The sequence below is a fragment of the Rudanella lutea DSM 19387 genome (assembly GCF_000383955.1).
GTDB lineage: Bacteria > Bacteroidota > Bacteroidia > Cytophagales > Spirosomataceae > Rudanella > Rudanella lutea.
On sequence record NZ_KB913013.1, the window covers coordinates 6064126 to 6081891 of the forward strand.

A 17766-nucleotide genomic window follows, 5' to 3' on the forward strand; every position below is an offset into this window, starting at 1 on the left:
CGTTCACCAAAATCATGACAAAAGTCAGATGGGTTTCAGATTGATCTCAGGATTCAGAAAAAAAGACCCCTATATCTTTATCCCCGAATTCACGAGTAAAGGGCGCATCATGCCCATCCTTTATACATAGCAAACCATGGAAACGATTTCACCCATAAATGCCTCAGCCATAACCGTTGGGCAACTTGTAGCCGACGACATCCGGGCCGCCGAAGTATTCAAACGACTGGGAATTGACTTTTGCTGCAACGGCAAGCGCACCCTCGCCGACGCCTGTGCGCGGGCCGAGGTCTCGGTTGATACCGTGCTCGAGAACCTGAGCCAACTCCCAACGGGTAACCGCCTGGGCTCGGAGCGGTTCGATGAGTGGGAACTGGGCTTTCTGGCCGATTATATTCTCAACGTTCACCACGCGTACCTGTACCAGAACTTACCTTTCATTGAAGAACTGGTGTGGAAAGTGGCTGCCAAACACGGCGATTACAACCCCACGCTACTGATGGTTCGGCAGGTGTTCGACGAACTGAAAGCGGATCTGCTCGCGCACCTTCAAAAAGAAGAAATGGCCTTGTTCCCGTTTATCCGGCAACTGATTTCGGCCAATACAACCGAGACGGTACCGTTTGGCGGGCAAGCGGTATCACTCAAAGCGCCCATCGATTGCATGGAACACGAGCACAGTTATGCGGGCTCCCTACTCGCGCAGCTTCGGGAGTTTACCAATGACTACACCCCGCCCACCGATGCCTGCAACTCGCACCGGCTCATGCTGGCAAAAATGGAAGAATTGGAAGGCGACCTAATGCGGCACATTCACCTCGAAAACAATATCCTTTTTCCGAAAGCACTGGCTCTGGAAGTCAAAAACAGTGAGGTTGGCGGATAAAATGGGGCTCAAGAGAAAATCGTATCTTTTTTTCTGTTTTGTTTGACAATTCGTACAGTACGGTTTCTCCTGTTCATCATTCATTCACGACAACCATGATTTCGAAAACAAGCGGCTACGCGATTCGCGGGCTGGTGTATCTGGCCCTCAAAAGTTCGGACCACCACAAAATTGGCATTCATGAACTGGCCGAAGAACTGGGCGTACCCCAACCTTTCCTCGGCAAAATTATGCAGGGTCTGGTCCGGCGCGAGATTATCAGCTCGACCAAAGGACCCAACGGCGGCTTTTACATCAACGAGCGAACTCTGCACACACCCATCATCGACGTGGTCGATGCGATCGACGGGCTTGGGATGTTTCGGCGGTGTTTTCTGGGCCTTCCTGAGTGCGACAGCCACAATCCGTGCCCGCTGCATTCACACGTTGTTTCGTTTCGCGATTCGCTCTATGATACCCTCCATTCGCTCAGCGTGCAGGAAATGGTAGCTCATGTGGAGCAGGGGGAGTCGGTGCTGAGCCGGCTACCCAAAAGCTTCGGTGAGTCGACCTGACCGGTTCGTATTTACCAACAATTAAACCGTACTTCTATGAAAACCCCATTCATTACCTTACTCATTGCGAGCGCATTGCTCGGTTGCAATTCTGAATCAACCACCCAAAGCGAAAACTCGGGCGGAGAAACAACGGCTGCTGTGGCCGGGCAATCGGGCGTGCAGGACAACGACTCCCAGAAAGACGTAGTAAAAGTAGCCGCCGGGTCGCCCGACCACACGACGCTGGTGAAGGCCGTGCAAACGGCCGGCCTGGTCGATGCCCTCTCCAACGCCGGGCCGTTCACCGTCTTTGCCCCAACCAACGCTGCTTTCGACGCGCTCCCCGCTGGCACGGTCGAGGACCTGCTCAAGCCCGAAAACAAAGAAAAACTGGCTGATATTCTGCAATATCACGTATCGGTGGCGGGGTATCCGCTCGAAAACCTGCAGGACGGCCAGAAAATTAATCAGGTGAACGGGGGCGATGCCACCATCAGTGTAAAAGACGGAAAATACAAAATCAACGATGCCAACATCATCGGAACGGTAAAGGCTTCCAACGGCATTGTGCACATTATCGACAAGGTCATTCTGCCCCCGGCCAAACAGTAACCGATTCCTTTGTCCAATTGCATTCATTTCCACGCTTTCCATCATGACAATTCCTGTGCACCGGTTTCACATACCGGTTATGGGGCTGGCCTTTACCGTTGATACACCGATCAAGGTCGCTCGCTTTGGTATTTCTTCGGTGATGTCGATTATCGAAGACCGACTGCTCGAAACGATGCGGCACTACTACTACGGTCAGTTGAATGAGCCGTATACCCCCATTACCGACCGCGACGACGACTACCGGGCCCGCCGGGTAACAGACTACCTCAATCTGGTTGACCGGCTGGTGCAGGATGGGGTTAGCAAATTGAAAAATGCCGCGTTTGAGGCCGGTTCGGAACTGGTTCGGTATTTTGAGATGCTTCCCGACGATAGTTTTCTCAAGATCCGCTACCGGCAAATGCAGCAACTGCAGCCCGGAACGGAGAAATACGGTTTACAAACGTGGCTTCGGCAGCAGGTTCGGCCCGGCAGTATCGACGTCAACATCATGACGAAAGTCGATAAAAACAATCTGGACACATCGGGTGCGATACGCGAAAACGGCTCCGATGCCCTGACAGCCCTGCGCGGGTACGCCAACAGCACACTTACCGACTCATCGGTTATTTTCTCGGCGGGCCTGAATCCGCGACTGTTTAATTACTTGGAGTCGCTGCCCGCTTTTGAGGCCTCGGGACCTGGGCAGTTTGCCAAAAAAGTTGTCATTAAGGTAAGCGATTACCGCTCGGCCCTGATTCAGGGGAAGTGTCTTGCCAAAAAGGGGATCTGGGTCAGTGAGTTCCGCATTGAATCGGGGCTAAACTGCGGAGGTCACGCCTTTGCCTCCGACGGCTTTTTACTCGGGCCTATTCTGGCCGAATTCAGCGCCCGCAAAGCCGAACTGACAGATGCCCTCTTTGGGCTGTACACGCAGGCATTGAGCCAAAAAGGCAAGCCGACCTTTGCCGAACCCCACCCGATCAGGATTACGGTGCAGGGGGGCATTGGCACCCCCGCCGAAGCGGAGTTGCTTCACCGGCTCTACGGGGTGGAAAGTACCGGCTGGGGCACGCCTTTCCTGCTCGTGCCCGAAGCTACTACGGTCGATGAGCCCACGTTGAACACGCTCTGCCAGGCCCGCGAATCGGATGTTGTGTTGAGTCGGGCGTCGCCACTTGGAGTTCGGTTTTACTACCTCAAGAGCACCAGTTCGGAACGGGAAAAGCTCGCCCGCATTAGCCGGGGGACACCCGGCAGCCCGTGTACCGAGAAACACCTGATCACGAACACCGAGTTTACCGAGCAGCCCATCTGCACAGCCTCGCGTACGTATCAAAAGCAAAAACTCGCACAGTTGGCGACGCTCGGCCTGAGCAAGGCTGAGTACGAGAAACAAACGGCTGAGGTTCTCGAAAAAGAATGCCTGTGCGTGGGGTTGAGTAATTCGGTGACGCACGTTTATAACGCTCCGTTCGTAAAAAAACGGTCGAGTGTTACCATTTGCCCCGGCCCCAACATCGCGTATTTCTCGAACGTGGTTTCGCTACAAACCATGACCGACCACATTTATGGCCGTACGAACCTGATTACCCATCCGAACCGGCCACACATGTTTCTGAACGAACTGACGCAATACCTGAATTATCTCGACGAGCAGCTGCTGACCCTCCGACCCGAAGACACCAAACGGGTGGCTTACTGCCGGGAGTTTGCCAAAAATCTGGCCGAGGGCATTGCGTATTACGCCAGCCTGACCGACAAATTACCGGCCGGTACCGACCCGGAGAGCTTTGCCCTCGGCCTCGCCGAGGCCCAACATCGATTGAACCGGTTAACCATTGGTTGACCATCCCCCTGAGCAGAGTCAGGCTTCAGCCTGATAAATGACGTATCTGCCGGGGGTTTTTTCGGCCAGATTTGCAGAATAAAAGACCTTGTTTTCTTTTTTAATCAATTCAACTATGCAGTATCGTAGATTATGGTGGGGATTCATCTTAGTCATGGTGGGCTCCTTTGCCGTACTGGGCTATTTTGGCACAGAAATATACCGACAGGCACCACCCATTCCTGACAAGGTAGTGACGCCCGACGGCCGGGTTTTATTAACGGGTGAAGACATCCGCGACGGGCAAAACGTGTGGCAATCCATTGGCGGCCATGCTGTTGGCTCAATCTGGGGGCACGGAGCCTACGTAGCTCCCGACTGGACCGCCGATTGGCTACACCGCGAGGCTACCTTTATTCTGGATAGCTGGGCGCAGGTAGCCAAGGGCAAACCGTTTGCGGCTGCCGATGCCGAAACACAGGCCGCCCTCAAAATTCGGCTCCAGCAATTGCTCCGTAAAAACACCTTTGACCCGCAAACGGCCACCCTCACGGTAGCCGGGATTCGGGCAGAGGCTATGGCTGCCAACAGCCAGTATTACACCGGCCTGTTTATGAACAACAAGGCTCTGGCCAGTCACCGGGATGCCTATGCCATTCCCGAAAACAGCGTGAAAGACCCCGTTCGGATGCGGCAGCTCAACGCTTTTTTCTTCTGGGCTTCGTGGGCCTGTGTCACTCAGCGCCCAAACGAAACCATCAGCTACACGAACAACTGGCCATCGGAAGAGCTGGTTGGTAACAAGCCAAGCACCGATCTGGTATTCTGGACCGGCTTCAGCGTGATCATACTACTGGCGGGCATTGGGTTGCTGGTATGGCACCACGCTTCTACACCCGAGGATGTCGTAGAACCGGGTTTTTTGCCCAAAAAAGACCCGCTGCTGGGCCTGAAAGCAACCCCATCCATGCGGGCCACCGAAAAATACTTCTGGATCGTGACAGCACTACTGGTGGTACAGGTCGGACTCGGGGGCATTACGGCGCACTTCGGTGTGGAGGGGCAGGGCTTCTTTGGGTTTCCGCTTGCCGAGTACCTCCCCTACTCGGTATCGCGCAGCTGGCACGTACAACTGGCTATTTTCTGGATTGCAACCTCGTGGCTGGCCACGGGTCTGTTTATTGCCCCGGCGGTATCGGGTGTGGAGCCAAAATTTCAACGACTGGGCGTCAATTTTCTGTTTGGGGCCCTCCTCGTAATCGTGGTTGGCTCGCTGGCGGGTCAATGGTTTGGGGTAATGCAGAAACTGGGGCTGATCGAAAACTTCTGGTTTGGCCACCAGGGGTACGAATACGTTGATATTGGTCGGTTCTGGCAGATTTTCCTGTTAGTTGGCCTGTTCTTGTGGCTGTTTCTGATGGGCCGCGCCATCTGGCCCGCCCTCAAACCCGACGCCGACGGTCGCCCGGCCGAAAGCCGCCATTTGCTGACGTTGTTCCTTATTTCGTCTATTGCCATTGCGGCTTTTTACGGCGCAGGGCTGATGTGGGGACGGCAAACTAACTTGGCCATTGCCGAATACTGGCGGTGGTGGGTGGTACACCTCTGGGTCGAAGGGTTCTTCGAGGTGTTTGCCACGGTGGTCATCGCATTTTTGTTTGTACGACTGGGTTTGCTCCGTATTCAGAGCGCCACAAGCCAAGTGTTGTTTTCAACGATCATCTTCCTTTTCGGCGGCATCATTGGCACCTGTCACCACTTGTATTTCAGCGGTACACCCACCTCCGTGATGGCCTTGGGGGCTACGTTTAGTGCGCTGGAAGTGGTGCCGTTGGTGCTACTTGGTTTTGAAGCCTACGCTAATCTTAAAATCAGCCGGTCGACTGCCTGGATTCAGGCGTACAAGTGGCCCATTTACTGTTTCGTAGCCGTTGCGTTCTGGAATCTGGTGGGTGCCGGGCTGTTTGGGTTCATTATCAACCCACCGCTTGCGCTCTACTATATGCAGGGCCTGAACACCACCCCGGTTCACGGTCACACGGCCCTGTTTGGTGTGTACGGGATTTTGGGAATCGGGCTCATGCTGTTCTCGCTACGGGCTATGAGCACCCGGTCAGTTTGGAAAGATGGCACCATCCGGTTTGCGTTTTGGTCAATCAATATTGGGTTGGGCCTCATGGTCGTTCTGAGTGTGCTCCCCATTGGCCTGTTGCAAACCTGGGCCAGCGTAGAACACGGCCTTTGGTACGCGCGCTCACTGGAGTTTATGCAAACCGACACAATGCAGTTGTTGCGCTGGCTGCGGGTGGTGGGCGATACCGTATTTGCCGCCGGAGTGCTGGCACTGGCCTGGTTTATCATCGGCCTGAAAACCGGCCGGTCTCTGGTGCCAACCGTGCCTAACCGTCGGCCTTCGCCCGAGTATGAACTGGCCGACACGGAAGTGTAGCGGGTAGAAAGTCTTTCAAAAAAGGGGCAGCGTTTAGGCGCTGCCCCTTTTTTGTACACGTGTTTGTCTAACTTTTGTTCATGTACAGCCGAACCACCAAACCGGGTCTGGGCAACATGAGGCAACGTATAGCGGGATAAATGCGCGTCGAAAGGGGCTGTTTGTTTAATGGACCCTCACCCCAGCAGCCCATTTTAGTTCACTAATTGAAAAACACCTCGTCTACAAAAACCCAGCCGGGCTGCCCCTTGCCCGGATGCCAGGCGGGGAGTTTGGTGACCGGCCGGGCTACTATCTTGACGACAGCGCAGGTCTCCCCGTTCAGAGCCGCCTGAATACCCTCGATCCGACCCGACTCTTCTTTTTGCGGCTGCGTGGGCTGAATTTTCCGGACCAGTTTCAAGTGGGCCTTGTCGGGGCCACCCCATACCTCGACCGTGTTGGGCGGCATAATGTAGCTGCCCGTGTTTTTACCGATGCTCAACGTCACCGATTTGAGCGGCACCGGACGGGCAAAGCTGAAGAAAGCTTCGAACGGCTTTTCGCGGAAGCCCAGCCAGGCAACGTCCTTGAAATTTTCGATGGTACCTTTTTTGCCGTCAATCAGCGTCTTGCCGCCTTCGCCGAGGTATTGAGGGTTGGGCTGGTTGACCAGTTCGGCCTGCGCGGGCTTGTGCTGACCACCAAAGAAGGTGTACTCCACCAACTCACTCGCGTACCATTTATCTTTAGTGGCCCGCGCTTTCACGACCGTAAAGCCGTTTACGGCAAACGGTTTCTGGTACACGGGCGATTTGAGCGTGTCGGGCTCCGAGCCGTCGGTAGTGTACCGAATCTGCACACCCGGCAGCGGGTGCTTAAAGGTTACGGGCGTTTGGGCCGTCACCACAAACTGCTCATTCACCAGCATAGGCGGGTTCAATTTCAGCCGTTCGGTATCGCTGGGTATGTAGCCGGCCACAAACCGGATGCCCTTGTTTTCCCTCTGCAATTGTGCCAATTCGGCCGTTCCGAGGGGAGTATTCCAGACAAATACCTCTTTCAGATGGGGCAGTTGCGACAGAGCCGCCAGCGCGTCTTTGTTTACTTTGGTGCCCGATAAAGCAAGCGAATTGAGCTTAGTCAACGATTTCAGGTCGGCCAGTGTTTTGCCGGTCACCTCGCTGTTGTTCAGAATAAGCTTTTCGAGGTTTTCGAACTGGGCAATGGTTTTCATATCCTCGTCGCGCACCGGCATATTGGTCAGGTTGAGCGAAACGAGTTGCTGTTTCACGTCTGACAACTCGGCCAGATGTTCGGGCTTGTAGGCCTCGCGCACAAAGAAACTGGCCTGCAAAGCCGGGGAGTCGTGGGCCAGCGGCACCACTACCCGAAACGGCGTATTTACTTTTTCGAGAGCCTCCTCCGATGCCGCATCAAAATCGTAGGCCACGGCTTCAGTAACCGACGCTCCCCGTTTGGCGTTCAGGTGCGCCAGCACCAGCGCCCGCAGCGGGTCGTTTTGCGCCAGAGCCCCGAGTGATTTTTTGGTGTCGGCTCCGGCTTTAATCCAGGCCGTTAGCAAACCAACTTCGTCGGGTGATAATTGGGCTTTGCCTTTGGGCGGCATGTGCTTTTTATCCTCCAGCGGCAGGTTGGCCCGCTGAATCATGTGGCTGTTGAGCGGATCACCGGCTACCCAGATGGGGCCGTTTTTACCGCCTTTCAGCAAACCTGCCATTGTGCTCATAAGGAGTTCGCCCTTCTGCTTCTGTTCGTTATGACACTGATAGCATTTGGTTTTCAGAATCGGCTCGATGGTGCTCACAAACACAGGAGTATCGTCGGTAAAAGCCATTTCGGGGACGACCTCTTCGTTTGGAAACAGGTAATCTTCGCCATGGGTCAGGCTGGCCCCGAAATGCCCCGTCACGAACAGACAAAGGGTACTCAACCCCAAAACCGGGCTGAACAACCGGCTATTGCTTTCGGAACGCTCATTCAACACCACCAGCGCGTAGGCCAGCAAACTCATGCCCACGCCAGTGTATTTATGCCAGTTGAGCAGGTTGTCGGTATAACCGCCCTCGCGCGATAGGAAAAAGCCCATCAAGGCAGCCACTGAAGCTGAAAGGGCCGTGATGATTAGTAGAAACCGAAACAGTTGGGCAACCCCTTCGCCCGCAAACGCCCGCCGGAATACCCACAGCACGGCAACCAGCACCAACAACCCGATGGGGAGGTGCAACAGCATGGGGTGCATCCGGCCGACGGGTTGCAGCCAGCCCGGCAAGACTACTTTTTCCTGAAAAATGAGCAGGAAAAGGAGCAACAGGTTTAACGCTAACAGTACATTGGCAGTAACCGCCTGAAAACGACGCATGGTAAGGAGAGTAGCGGAATAGTGGGTGGGTACAAAAGGACCGTTTCCGGCAGCAGTTGCCACCGGAAACAAGGTTTGAAACTAATCGATTATCAGGCCATCAAACCCGGCAACACTTTCCCGGCCACATCGGTCAGGCGGTAACGCCGGCCGAGGTGCTTGTAGGTCAGCTTCTCGTGGTTGAGGCCCATCAGGTGCATCACTGTCGCGTGGAAATCGTGGATGTTGACCGGGTCGCGCACCACATTGTAGCCAAACTCGTCGGTTTCGCCGTAGACGGTACCAGGTTTTACGCCCCCGCCCGCCATCCAGGTGCAGTACGCCCGGGGGTGATGGTCGCGGCCGTAGTTGTCTTTGGTTGCGGTGCCCTGCGAGTAGTTGGTTCGGCCGAATTCGCCACCCCAGATTACGAGCGTTTCGTCCAGCAGACCGCGCTGTTTGAGGTCGGTAATCAGAGCGGCCGAGGCCCGGTCGGTGTCTTTGGCCTGTAGCGGCATTTCGCCCACCATATTACCGTGCTGATCCCAGCCCTGATGATAGAGTTGCACAAACCGAACCCCGGCTTCAGAGAGCTTGCGGGCCAGCAGACAGTTGGCGGCAAACGTACCGGGCACCAGACACTCGGGACCGTACATTTTAATGATATGGTCGGGCTCCTTGCTCAGGTCAGTCAGTTCGGGCACGGCCGTTTGCATCCGATAGGCCATTTCGTACTGCTGCACTTTGGCCTTGATTTCGGGATCGCCAAAATCGTCGTAGGCCATGTTGTTCAGTTCGGCGAGGTTGTCGAGCATCTTCCGGCGCGAGGTCCGGTCGGTGCCTTCGGGGTTGTTGAGGTACAGAATGGGCTCTTCGCCACTGCTGAATACCACGCCCTGATGAGTAGAGTCCAGAAAGCCGTTGGTCCAGAGTTTGGAGTACACGCCCTGCCCGTTGCCCTTGCCCCGCGACAGCAGCACCGAAAACGCGGGCAGGTTTTTGTTATCGCTACCGAGACCGTAGCTCACCCACGCGCCCATGCTCGGGCGGTTACCCTGCTGCGCCCCTGTTTGCAGGAAGGTCAACGCCGGATCGTGGTTGATGGCCTCGGTGTTCATGGTCTTAATCATGCAGATGTCGTCCACGATGTTAGCGATGTTGGGAAACAGTTCGCTCACCCACATGCCCGACTGCCCATACTGCTTGAACTGAAAGTGCGAGCCCACCAGCGGGAACTTGGCCTGATTGGCCGTCATGCCCGTGAGCCGCTGCCCTTTCCGAATCGAATCGGGCAGGTCCTGACCCGCCAGTTTGTTGAGCATCGGCTTGTACTCGAAGCTTTCATACTGCGAGGGAGCCCCGTTCTGAAACAGGTAGATCACCCGCTTGGCTTTGGGCGCAAAGTGCGAAATACCCAGTGGCAGGGCATCCGACTCCTCATCGCCCCCCCGAAACAGATCAGGCACCAGCAATGAACCCAGGGCCAGACTTCCGATTCCGGCGGCTGCTTTCCCCAGAAAATGCCGACGGTTTACATTCAGACGATTTTCGATGAATTCGTTCATAGCATTATGGTTTCTTCGAGGTTGTACAACATCAACAGGGTTTGCATCAGGGCCGCTGTAGCGGGCTTATCGGCCACGGTAGCGTGGGGAGTTTCGCCCACGGCCAGCAGATTTTCGGCTTTTTTCGGGGTAGCCGCAAACGTCATTTTCTCGTCGGCAAAGTACTTCTGTAATACCTTCAGCTCTTTGTCTTTGGGCGTGCGGCACAGAATCTGGCGGAATGCTTTCTCGATTTTCTCGTCGGCGGAGGTTTTCTCTCCCATCAGTTTTTCGGCCAGCACCCGGGCCGATTCAAGCACCATCGGGTCGTTGAGCATCACCAGCGCCTGTAGGGGCGTGTTAGTGCGGGAGCGTTTCACCTCGCACTGATCGCGGTTGCTGGCGTCGAACATAAGCATGGAGGGGGGCGGCACCGTGCGCTTGATGAACACGTACATGCCGCGCCGGTACAGAGCCGTGCCGTGGTCCTGCACGTACCGCGCCAGCGAGCCCCGGCCCGAGGTCGCTACCTCCCACAAGCCCTTGGGCTGGTAAGGCTTTACGCTCGGTCCGCCAATTTCGGGATTGAGCAGGCCGCTGCTCGTCAGCACCAGATCGCGCACCAGTTCGGCCGGGAGCCGCAGGCGGGGTGCGTGCGAGAGGTAAATGTTTTCGGGGTCTTTGGCCAGTTTGTCTTTGGTAATCTGGGCCGACTGCCGGTACGTAGCCGAGGTAACGATCTGTTTCACCAGCCGCTTCATGTCCCAGTTGTGGGTGCGGAAATCCACCGCCAGCCAGTCGAGCAGTTCGGGATGGCTGGGTAGTTCGCCCTGCATCCCGAAATCGCCTACGGTTTTGACAATTCCCCGACCGAAAAACTCCTGCCAGATCCGGTTCACAAACACTCGCGCCGTGAGCGGATTCTTCGGATCGGTCATCCAACGGGCTAGTCCGAGCCGGTTTTGTGGATATTTCTTCTTGTCGAAAGGCATAATAAACGTCGGCATGGCGGCCGAAACGATCTCCGAAGGCTGATCGTAATTACCCCGGCTCAGGATATGCGTTTTGCGGAGCGTATCGGCATCTTTCATCACCATGACCATCACCGACGCCGTGTCTTTTTTATTGACGAACCGCAGAATGTCTTTCACATCCCGATCGGTAATTTTCATGTTCGGGGGGTCGGCAAAGGAGGCATCAATGGTTCCGAAAAGTCCTTTTTCGGGCACCTGATTGAAAAACGCAAAGGTGCTGTAGTAGTCTTTTTGCAGAATGGGGTCGTACTTGTGGTCGTGGCATTTGGCGCACTCGTAGGTCAGGGCCAGAAACGTTTTGCCGAAGGTGTTGGTCCGGTCGGTGACGTATTCGATGCGGTACTCCTCGTCGATTACCCCGCCCTCCTGCGTGATTTTGTGGTTCCGGTTAAAGCCAGTCGCCAGCATCATCTCTTTAGTGGGCGGTCCGCCGTCGCGGTTGGGGAGTAGATCACCGGCCAGTTGCCAGGTCAGGAATTTGTCATAGCCGTAGTTCTGATTGAACGCGTGAATGACCCAGTCGCGCCAGGGCCACATGGTCCGCAGACCGTCGTCCTGATACCCGTGCGAATCGGCGTAGCGGGCCACGTCGAGCCACCCAATCGCCATTTTTTCGCCGTAATGCGGGCTTTTGAGCAATTCGTCTACGACTTTCTCGTAGGCATTCTCCGATTTATCGGCTAGGAAGCGCTTTTGCAGATCGAGCGAAGGCGGCAGACCCGTAATGTCCAGCGATACACGTTTCAACAGCCGCTCCTTGTCCGACTCGGCATTGGGCTCCAGCCCCATTTCGGTCATTTTGGCCAGCGTGAAATGGTCGATCTCGTTACGCGGCCAGTCCTCATCATCGACCTCGGGCAGTTTAGGGGTTTGCGGAGCAATAAAAGCCCAGTGCGGTTTGTATTTGGCCCCCTGCTTAATCCACTTCTCGATCAGGGCAATCTGATGTTCGGTCAGCTTCAGGTTGGAGTTGACGGGTGGCATCACATCGGCGGTGTCTTTGGTGGTGATGCGCAGCCAGACCGCCGACTTCAGCGGATCGCCCGGAACAATCCCGTGCATGTTCGGGCTGTCTTTGAGGGCGGCATAGGCATCAGCCTCAACATCGAGCCGGAGGCTGGCCTCGCGCTTGTTGGCATCGGGACCATGACAGACAAAACAATTGTCGGACAAAATGGGCCGGATATGTAAATTATAATCGACTTCGTCGGGGATGGCCACCGCCACCGATCCCGTATTGCGGCTACTGGTGAAGAAACAGGCCGTCAACAGCACCGAAAGGGCAGTTCCGGTAAGCAGCGCAAGCCTGTTCTTAACCAGCCAGGGAATGAGTTGATGTCTTTTTTTCACGGCAGATAGAATGTTCAATCAATCTCTAAAAATATAGCCTTTGACCATACTTACCAAAATACCACGTTAGTAAGGTCAAAATACCATATAAATCGGGCAATCGAACAAAAAACCTACCGATTCAAATTATTCCTGGTCCATAGCCAGATTACTGTTCAATAATAGCCGGGACAAAAGGGGTGCCGAATCGCCCCGGACGGTACCGATTCTTTTACTTTGATTGCGATAATGTTGCCAGCAACGCTTCCAGATTTTTCAAATTCATGGCTGTTCCTTCCTTGAAGCCCATTTCGAGCATCTTCTCCATCCGGGCAAGTGATTCATTATAAATACTGACGTGCACGGTCGTTTTCCCGTTCAGCTCGTTGAAGCGCAAATCCCATTCAGAACCTGGCAACTCGGGGTTTTCATCTTTGTCGGCAAAGGCATTCAACAATTTGAAGTTGGTCTTCGGGGTTATAGCCGTATAGGTTTGTAGCGACCAGAACTCCTCGCCTTCGGGGCTAACCATAGCATAAAAGCGTCGGCCGCCCACTTCAAAATCCATGTATTTAGTTTTGGAGGTCCAGGGTTTAGGTGCCCACCATTGGTCAAGAATTTCGGGCTTCGTGTACGCATCCCATACCAACGAAAGGGCGGCATCGAATTCGCGGGAGAAACTGACTGTTTTGGCGGTTTTGTCGACAGTGAAATCGTTCATTTTGTTTGTGCTTTAAGGGTTGTTAATACGTCATCGAGTTGCGTGAAGCGCGTCTCCCAGAGCTTTCTGAATTGGTCAATCCAGGCATCAACTTCTTTCATTTTCTCAACTTCCAGGGAGTAATAGATCTCCCTGCCTTGCTGTTCCTGTTTCACCAGCTCGCATTCGGTGAGAATGCGAAGGTGCTTGGAAACGGCTTGTCGGGTTGTGTTGAAGTTCTCGGCAATGGCATTTGGTGTCATGGCCTGAAACGCAATCAGCGTAATGATGGCCCGTCTGGTGGGGTCGGCTATGGCTTGAAAAATATCTCGTCTCATCGGGAATGAATTTGGTATCAAGAAACCGAATGGTTGCAAATCTACATGCAACCATTCGGTTTCGCAACTTATTCCGATTAAAAGAGAATCCGCTAAAATTGACAGCTTACTGGGGTAGCATAGAATAGTCGCGGACACGCACGCTGTGTTGTAAGGTGTGTGCCATGTAAAATGAAACTGAAACCGGGTGCCACCGGGAGGTAAGCGAAGCTTAAATGCCCTGATTCTTTGCCGAAAACAGTAGGTTGGTCATTCTGCGCCGTTTATGGCGTTGGAAGCTACTTACCTAAACATAATATCACCCTCCTACCAGCCCTATGCTGTCGTTACTTGGCTTTGCCACCATTGCCATTTTTCTCATTCTGATCATCACCAAACGCCTTTCTGTTATTACGGCGCTGGTGCTGGTACCGGTCCTCATGGGTTTTCTGGCCGGATTTAGCCCGAAAGAACTGGGCGACATGATTCTGGCGGGTATCAAGCAGGTGGCCCCAACGGGTATTCTGCTCATGTTTGCTGTGCTATACTTCGGGACTATGCTCGATGCTGGCCTGTTCGACCCAATTATTGCAGCTATTATCCGCTTCGTGAAAGGTGACCCGCTGAAGGTACTTCTGGGAACAGCCGTGCTGACCATGATCGTCCACCTCGACGGCGACGGAACGGCCACATTTATGATTGTCATGTCGGCTTTCCTGCCCATTTACAAACGCCTGGGCATCAACCGGCTGATCTTAACGGGTATCGTCGCCCTGAGCGTAGGCCCTCTGCACCTCGTCCCCTGGTCCGGTACTTCAGCGCGGGCCATTTCGACCCTAAAAACGGACGCTACTCAATTATTCAACCCCAATATTCCGGCTATTGTGGCCGGTATGGCATGGGTACTCTTTGTTGCCTACTGGTTTGGGCTGAAGGAACGTAAGCGCCTGGGCATAAGCAACCTTAATTACGCACATGAGGAAAGTCTGACCGACGAGCAGCGTCAGTTTCGCAGGCCCCGCCTATTCTGGGTCAATGCCATACTCACCATTGGCCTCATCACAACGCTTATGAAAGGCTGGGTACCGGCCCCCGCCCTATTCGTTTCGGCGGCTATTGTCGCCTTGCTGATCAACTATCCCCGACTAACCGATCAGCAGAAAGTGCTCCGGAGCCACGGCAACAACATTTTCATGGTGTCGAGCATGATCTTTGCGGCTGGTGTTTTTTCGGGGATTCTGACCGGCGGCAAGATGATCGACGCAATGGCAACGTCTGTCGTTTCGCTTATCCCCCAACAACACGCGGCCTGGTTACCCACGCTGACGGCCATCACCAGTATGCCCGCCAGTCTGCTCTTTACGCCCGATGCCTATTACTTCGGTGTGGTGCCCATTCTGAGCCAGACCGCCACGCAGTTCGGCATCGATCCGCTCGAAATTGGCCGGGCCGCCTTGCTGGGCCAGATGACGGTCGGGTTTCCGGTTAGTCCGCTCACGGCTTCAACCTTCCTGCTGGTCGGTCTGGCCGAAGTCGATTTGGGCGATCATCAGAAATTTATTCTCAAATGGGCCTTCGGTACCACCCTGGTCATGACACTGGCGGCCCTCTTAACCGGCTCCATTCATCTATGAAAACTTCCCTTCGAATTGGGTGCGGAGCCGGTTTTTCCGGCGACCGGCTGGAACCGGCACTCGTATTGGTTCAACAAGGCCAGTTAGACTATCTGGTGCTGGAATGTCTGGCCGAACGCACAATTGCGCTGGCACAGAAACGGAAACGGCAGGATGCTACACTCGGCTACGATCCCTTGCTGGAACGCCGAATGGAGAGTCTGCTACCCCATCTGCTGGCCAATCGGGTTCGATTGATTACCAACATGGGCGCGGCAAATCCCTTGGCAGCGGCCCAGAAAATTGTCCGCATTGCTCAGCGATTATCGCTCTCCGTTAAGGTGGCGGCTGTCACCGGCGACGATGTATTCAGCCTACTTTCGGGGCACGAAACGGCTCTTGAAACAGGTCAACCTTTATCCGCTTCGGGGCCGCTGGTTTCGGCCAATGCATACCTGGGTATCGATGCTATTTTACCCGCTCTGGCTACGGAGGCCGACATCATCATCACCGGCCGGGTGGCCGACCCGTCGCTGTTTCTGGCTCCGCTGGTGCACGAGTTCGGCTGGTCACTGAACGATTTTGACCGGCTGGGACAGGGTACGGTAATTGGGCATTTACTCGAATGCGCCGGGCATCTTACGGGCGGGTACTTCGCTGATCCGGGCCGCAAAGACGTAGCCGGTATGGCACATCTGGGCCACCCTTTCGCCGATGTATCGCCGGATGGTAAGGCCCTTTTCGGAAAGGTAGCCGGTACGGGTGGTTTGCTCAGTCTGGCCACCGCCAAAGAGCAGCTACTCTACGAAGTGATGGACCCCAGCCAGTACATGACACCCGATGTGGTGGCCGATTTTACGCAGGTACGGTTAGCCGAAACCGGCCCGAATCAGGTAAGAGCCTGGGGCGGGCAGGGGCAGCCCCGACCGGATTCTCTCAAAGTCAGCGTGGGCTACGAAGCCGGTTTCATTGGCGAAGGTGAAATTTCGTATGCCGGTGCCAACGCCCTCGGCCGGGCGCAATTGGCCGGTGCTATCATCCAGGAGCGGTTGCAAAACCAGTTCGCTGATCTACGCATCGACTACATCGGCAGCACGTCGGTCCATCGAACAAACTTTGGTCATTACCCGGACCCGTATGAAATTCGGCTACGGGTAGCGGCAAGGACCCAAACGGCACAACAGGCGGCATGGGTCGGCGAAGAAGTCGAAGCCCTTTACACCAACGGTCCGGCGGCCGGGGGCGGTGCCCGCAAGTATGTACACGAACTCATCGGCATTGTCTCAACCCTCATCGACCGCCATCAAGTCACACCCCAGGTAACCCTCTTTCAGTCATGACCATCAAGCTCTACGATATTGCGCATAGCCGGGCTGGCGATAAAGGCAATACCCTGACACTCTCGCTTATTCCGTACAAAGCAGAGAATTACCCATTGCTGCGGGCTCAGGTTACGGCCGAAGCCGTGAAACAACACCTTGGCGAAATTGTAGCGGGCGAGATAACCCGGTACGAAATGCCCAACCTGCCCGCGCTCCAGTTCGTTTGCCAGCAGGCGCTTATGGGTGGCGTAACAACCTCGCTCACCATGGATACTCACGGCAAAAGCCTTAGCTACGCGCTACTGGAGATGTGTATAGACGGCTGAGAGAAAGGAGAACGAACAAGGTAGAATGGACAATGGATAATGCCTTTTTTGCTAACTGTCAGCTTATCAATTATTCATTCTGCACTATACATTATGCATTTAGGTTTGACTCAGAACTCAAGTTGTCAGGCCGTACGTAACATATCGGCGTAGGCGTCGGGCAACTCACTTGCTTCTATGGCGCGGGCGGCTTGTTCAACGTCGTACGCTACCCGAACAAACTCGACCCCTACCCCATCACGCGAACCGGGCCGGGCAGTATCGTCGATGGTCAGCATCACGTAGCAGCTACGGGGATCGCCGTCTTTGGGCTTTCCCACCGACCCGATATTGATGGCGTGCCGCCAGTAGGTTTCTTCGCCTTCGGGCTGGGCACTCACCACCTTGTAAAACGGCTTGTGTGTATGCCCAAAGCACAGAATATCGGCCCCGGCCGTTTCGAGTACCCGCCCCAGACTACGGTCGCCCCGATCTTCAAACAGATACTCATTGATGCGCCGGGGGCTGCCGTGTACCAGCAGCAACGACAGGGGCGGTTGGGGTTGCCAAAGCGAGACGGGAGGCTCAGCCCTTTCGCCATTACCCAGTTCGAACGACACCCGAATCTGCGTGGGTAAGGTGCGCAGGTACCGGCGTTCGGCCTCGCCAATGTGTTTGTTTGTGTACGCAATGGATTGTTTGCCGCGCTCTTTTTCGATTTCCTCTTTGTAGGCACAACCGCAGTCGTCGGACGCCCGCCCGATCCCAAAATCGTAGTTTCCGGCTATGGTCGGAATGCCGCGTTGCCGGATCAGGCGGACCACTTCGTTAGGCCACACGTTGTACCCGACCAGATCGCCCAGGCAGTACACGGCATCGACCCCGCGCCGGTCAATATCGGCCAATACAGCCTCCAGTGCAGGCAGATTGGCATGAATGTCGGAGAAAAGGGCAATTTTCATCATTGT

At 54.9% G+C, this 17766-nt stretch carries 14 protein-coding genes; 8 read left to right on the top strand and 6 right to left on the bottom strand.

From position 1 onward, the window contains the following. Positions 1-136 precede the first annotated feature (136 nt). From ric to RUDLU_RS0124915, 5 genes are all read left to right on the top strand, one after another. Positions 137-886, top strand: coding sequence for an iron-sulfur cluster repair di-iron protein (gene ric / locus RUDLU_RS0124895; protein WP_019991168.1), 750 nt, complete (start codon positions 137-139; stop codon positions 884-886). A gap of 95 nt (positions 887-981) precedes the next feature. Next, positions 982-1440, top strand: a complete 459-nt coding sequence (locus RUDLU_RS0124900; RefSeq protein WP_019991169.1) for an RrF2 family transcriptional regulator — start codon at positions 982-984, stop codon at positions 1438-1440. A 36-nt stretch (positions 1441-1476) separates the two neighbouring features. Then, complete coding sequence (locus RUDLU_RS0124905) at positions 1477-2034, top strand: fasciclin domain-containing protein (RefSeq protein WP_019991170.1); 558 nt, start codon at positions 1477-1479, stop codon at positions 2032-2034. 43 nt (positions 2035-2077) lie between these two features. Beyond that, the gene (locus tag RUDLU_RS0124910; protein WP_019991171.1) at positions 2078-3865 is read left to right on the top strand and encodes a hypothetical protein; all 1788 of its coding nucleotides are present in this window, start codon (positions 2078-2080) and stop codon (positions 3863-3865) included. 115 nt (positions 3866-3980) lie between these two features. After that, positions 3981-6293: a nitric-oxide reductase large subunit gene (locus RUDLU_RS0124915; RefSeq protein ID WP_027303359.1), complete on the top strand. Its 2313-nt coding sequence runs from the start codon at positions 3981-3983 to the stop codon at positions 6291-6293. Between the two features lie 202 nt (positions 6294-6495). Here the strand turns inward: RUDLU_RS0124915 and RUDLU_RS0124920 are convergent, their stop codons facing one another. The 5 genes from RUDLU_RS0124920 to RUDLU_RS0124940 all read right to left on the bottom strand — a co-directional run bounded on the left by RUDLU_RS0124920 (position 6496) and on the right by RUDLU_RS0124940 (position 13579). Further along, positions 6496-8655 (bottom strand): chitobiase/beta-hexosaminidase C-terminal domain-containing protein, encoded by a 2160-nt coding sequence (locus tag RUDLU_RS0124920; RefSeq protein ID WP_019991173.1) that lies wholly within the window; start codon positions 8653-8655, stop codon positions 6496-6498. Between the two features lie 92 nt (positions 8656-8747). Beyond that, positions 8748-10199, bottom strand: a complete 1452-nt coding sequence (locus tag RUDLU_RS0124925) for a DUF1501 domain-containing protein (protein WP_019991174.1) — start codon at positions 10197-10199, stop codon at positions 8748-8750. After that, positions 10196-12562, bottom strand: coding sequence for a PSD1 and planctomycete cytochrome C domain-containing protein (locus tag RUDLU_RS0124930; RefSeq protein ID WP_027303360.1), 2367 nt, complete (start codon positions 12560-12562; stop codon positions 10196-10198). Before RUDLU_RS0124930 ends, RUDLU_RS0124925 begins: the two co-directional genes overlap by 4 nt. Before the next feature lie 211 nt (positions 12563-12773). Then, the gene (locus tag RUDLU_RS0124935; RefSeq protein ID WP_019991176.1) at positions 12774-13262 is read right to left on the bottom strand and encodes an SRPBCC family protein; all 489 of its coding nucleotides are present in this window, start codon (positions 13260-13262) and stop codon (positions 12774-12776) included. Then, positions 13259-13579 carry an ArsR/SmtB family transcription factor gene (locus RUDLU_RS0124940; RefSeq protein WP_019991177.1) on the bottom strand — a complete coding sequence of 107 codons (321 nt, stop codon included), beginning with the start codon at positions 13577-13579 and terminating at the stop codon, positions 13259-13261. Before RUDLU_RS0124940 ends, RUDLU_RS0124935 begins: the two co-directional genes overlap by 4 nt. 317 nt (positions 13580-13896) lie before the next feature. Here RUDLU_RS0124940 and RUDLU_RS0124945 point away from each other — a divergent pair, with 317 nt between their 5' ends. Genes RUDLU_RS0124945 through RUDLU_RS0124955 form a run of 3 tightly spaced genes read left to right on the top strand, consistent with a single transcriptional unit; the run spans position 13897 to position 16819 of the window. Continuing rightward, on the top strand, positions 13897-15192 hold the full coding sequence (locus RUDLU_RS0124945; protein ID WP_019991178.1) for a CitMHS family transporter: 1296 nt from the start codon (positions 13897-13899) through the stop codon (positions 15190-15192). Continuing rightward, positions 15189-16511, top strand: coding sequence for an acyclic terpene utilization AtuA family protein (locus RUDLU_RS0124950; RefSeq protein WP_019991179.1), 1323 nt, complete (start codon positions 15189-15191; stop codon positions 16509-16511). The genes RUDLU_RS0124945 and RUDLU_RS0124950 overlap by 4 nt, the downstream gene beginning before the upstream one ends. After that, entirely contained in the window at positions 16508-16819 is a 312-nt protein-coding gene (locus RUDLU_RS0124955; RefSeq protein WP_019991180.1) for an AtuA-related protein, read from the top strand. The genes RUDLU_RS0124950 and RUDLU_RS0124955 overlap by 4 nt, the downstream gene beginning before the upstream one ends. Positions 16820-16944: 125 nt before the next feature. Here RUDLU_RS0124955 and RUDLU_RS0124960 read toward each other — a convergent pair whose 3' ends face one another. Further along, positions 16945-17760, bottom strand: coding sequence for a metallophosphoesterase family protein (locus RUDLU_RS0124960; RefSeq protein ID WP_027303361.1), 816 nt, complete (start codon positions 17758-17760; stop codon positions 16945-16947). Positions 17761-17766: the final 6 nt, after the last annotated feature.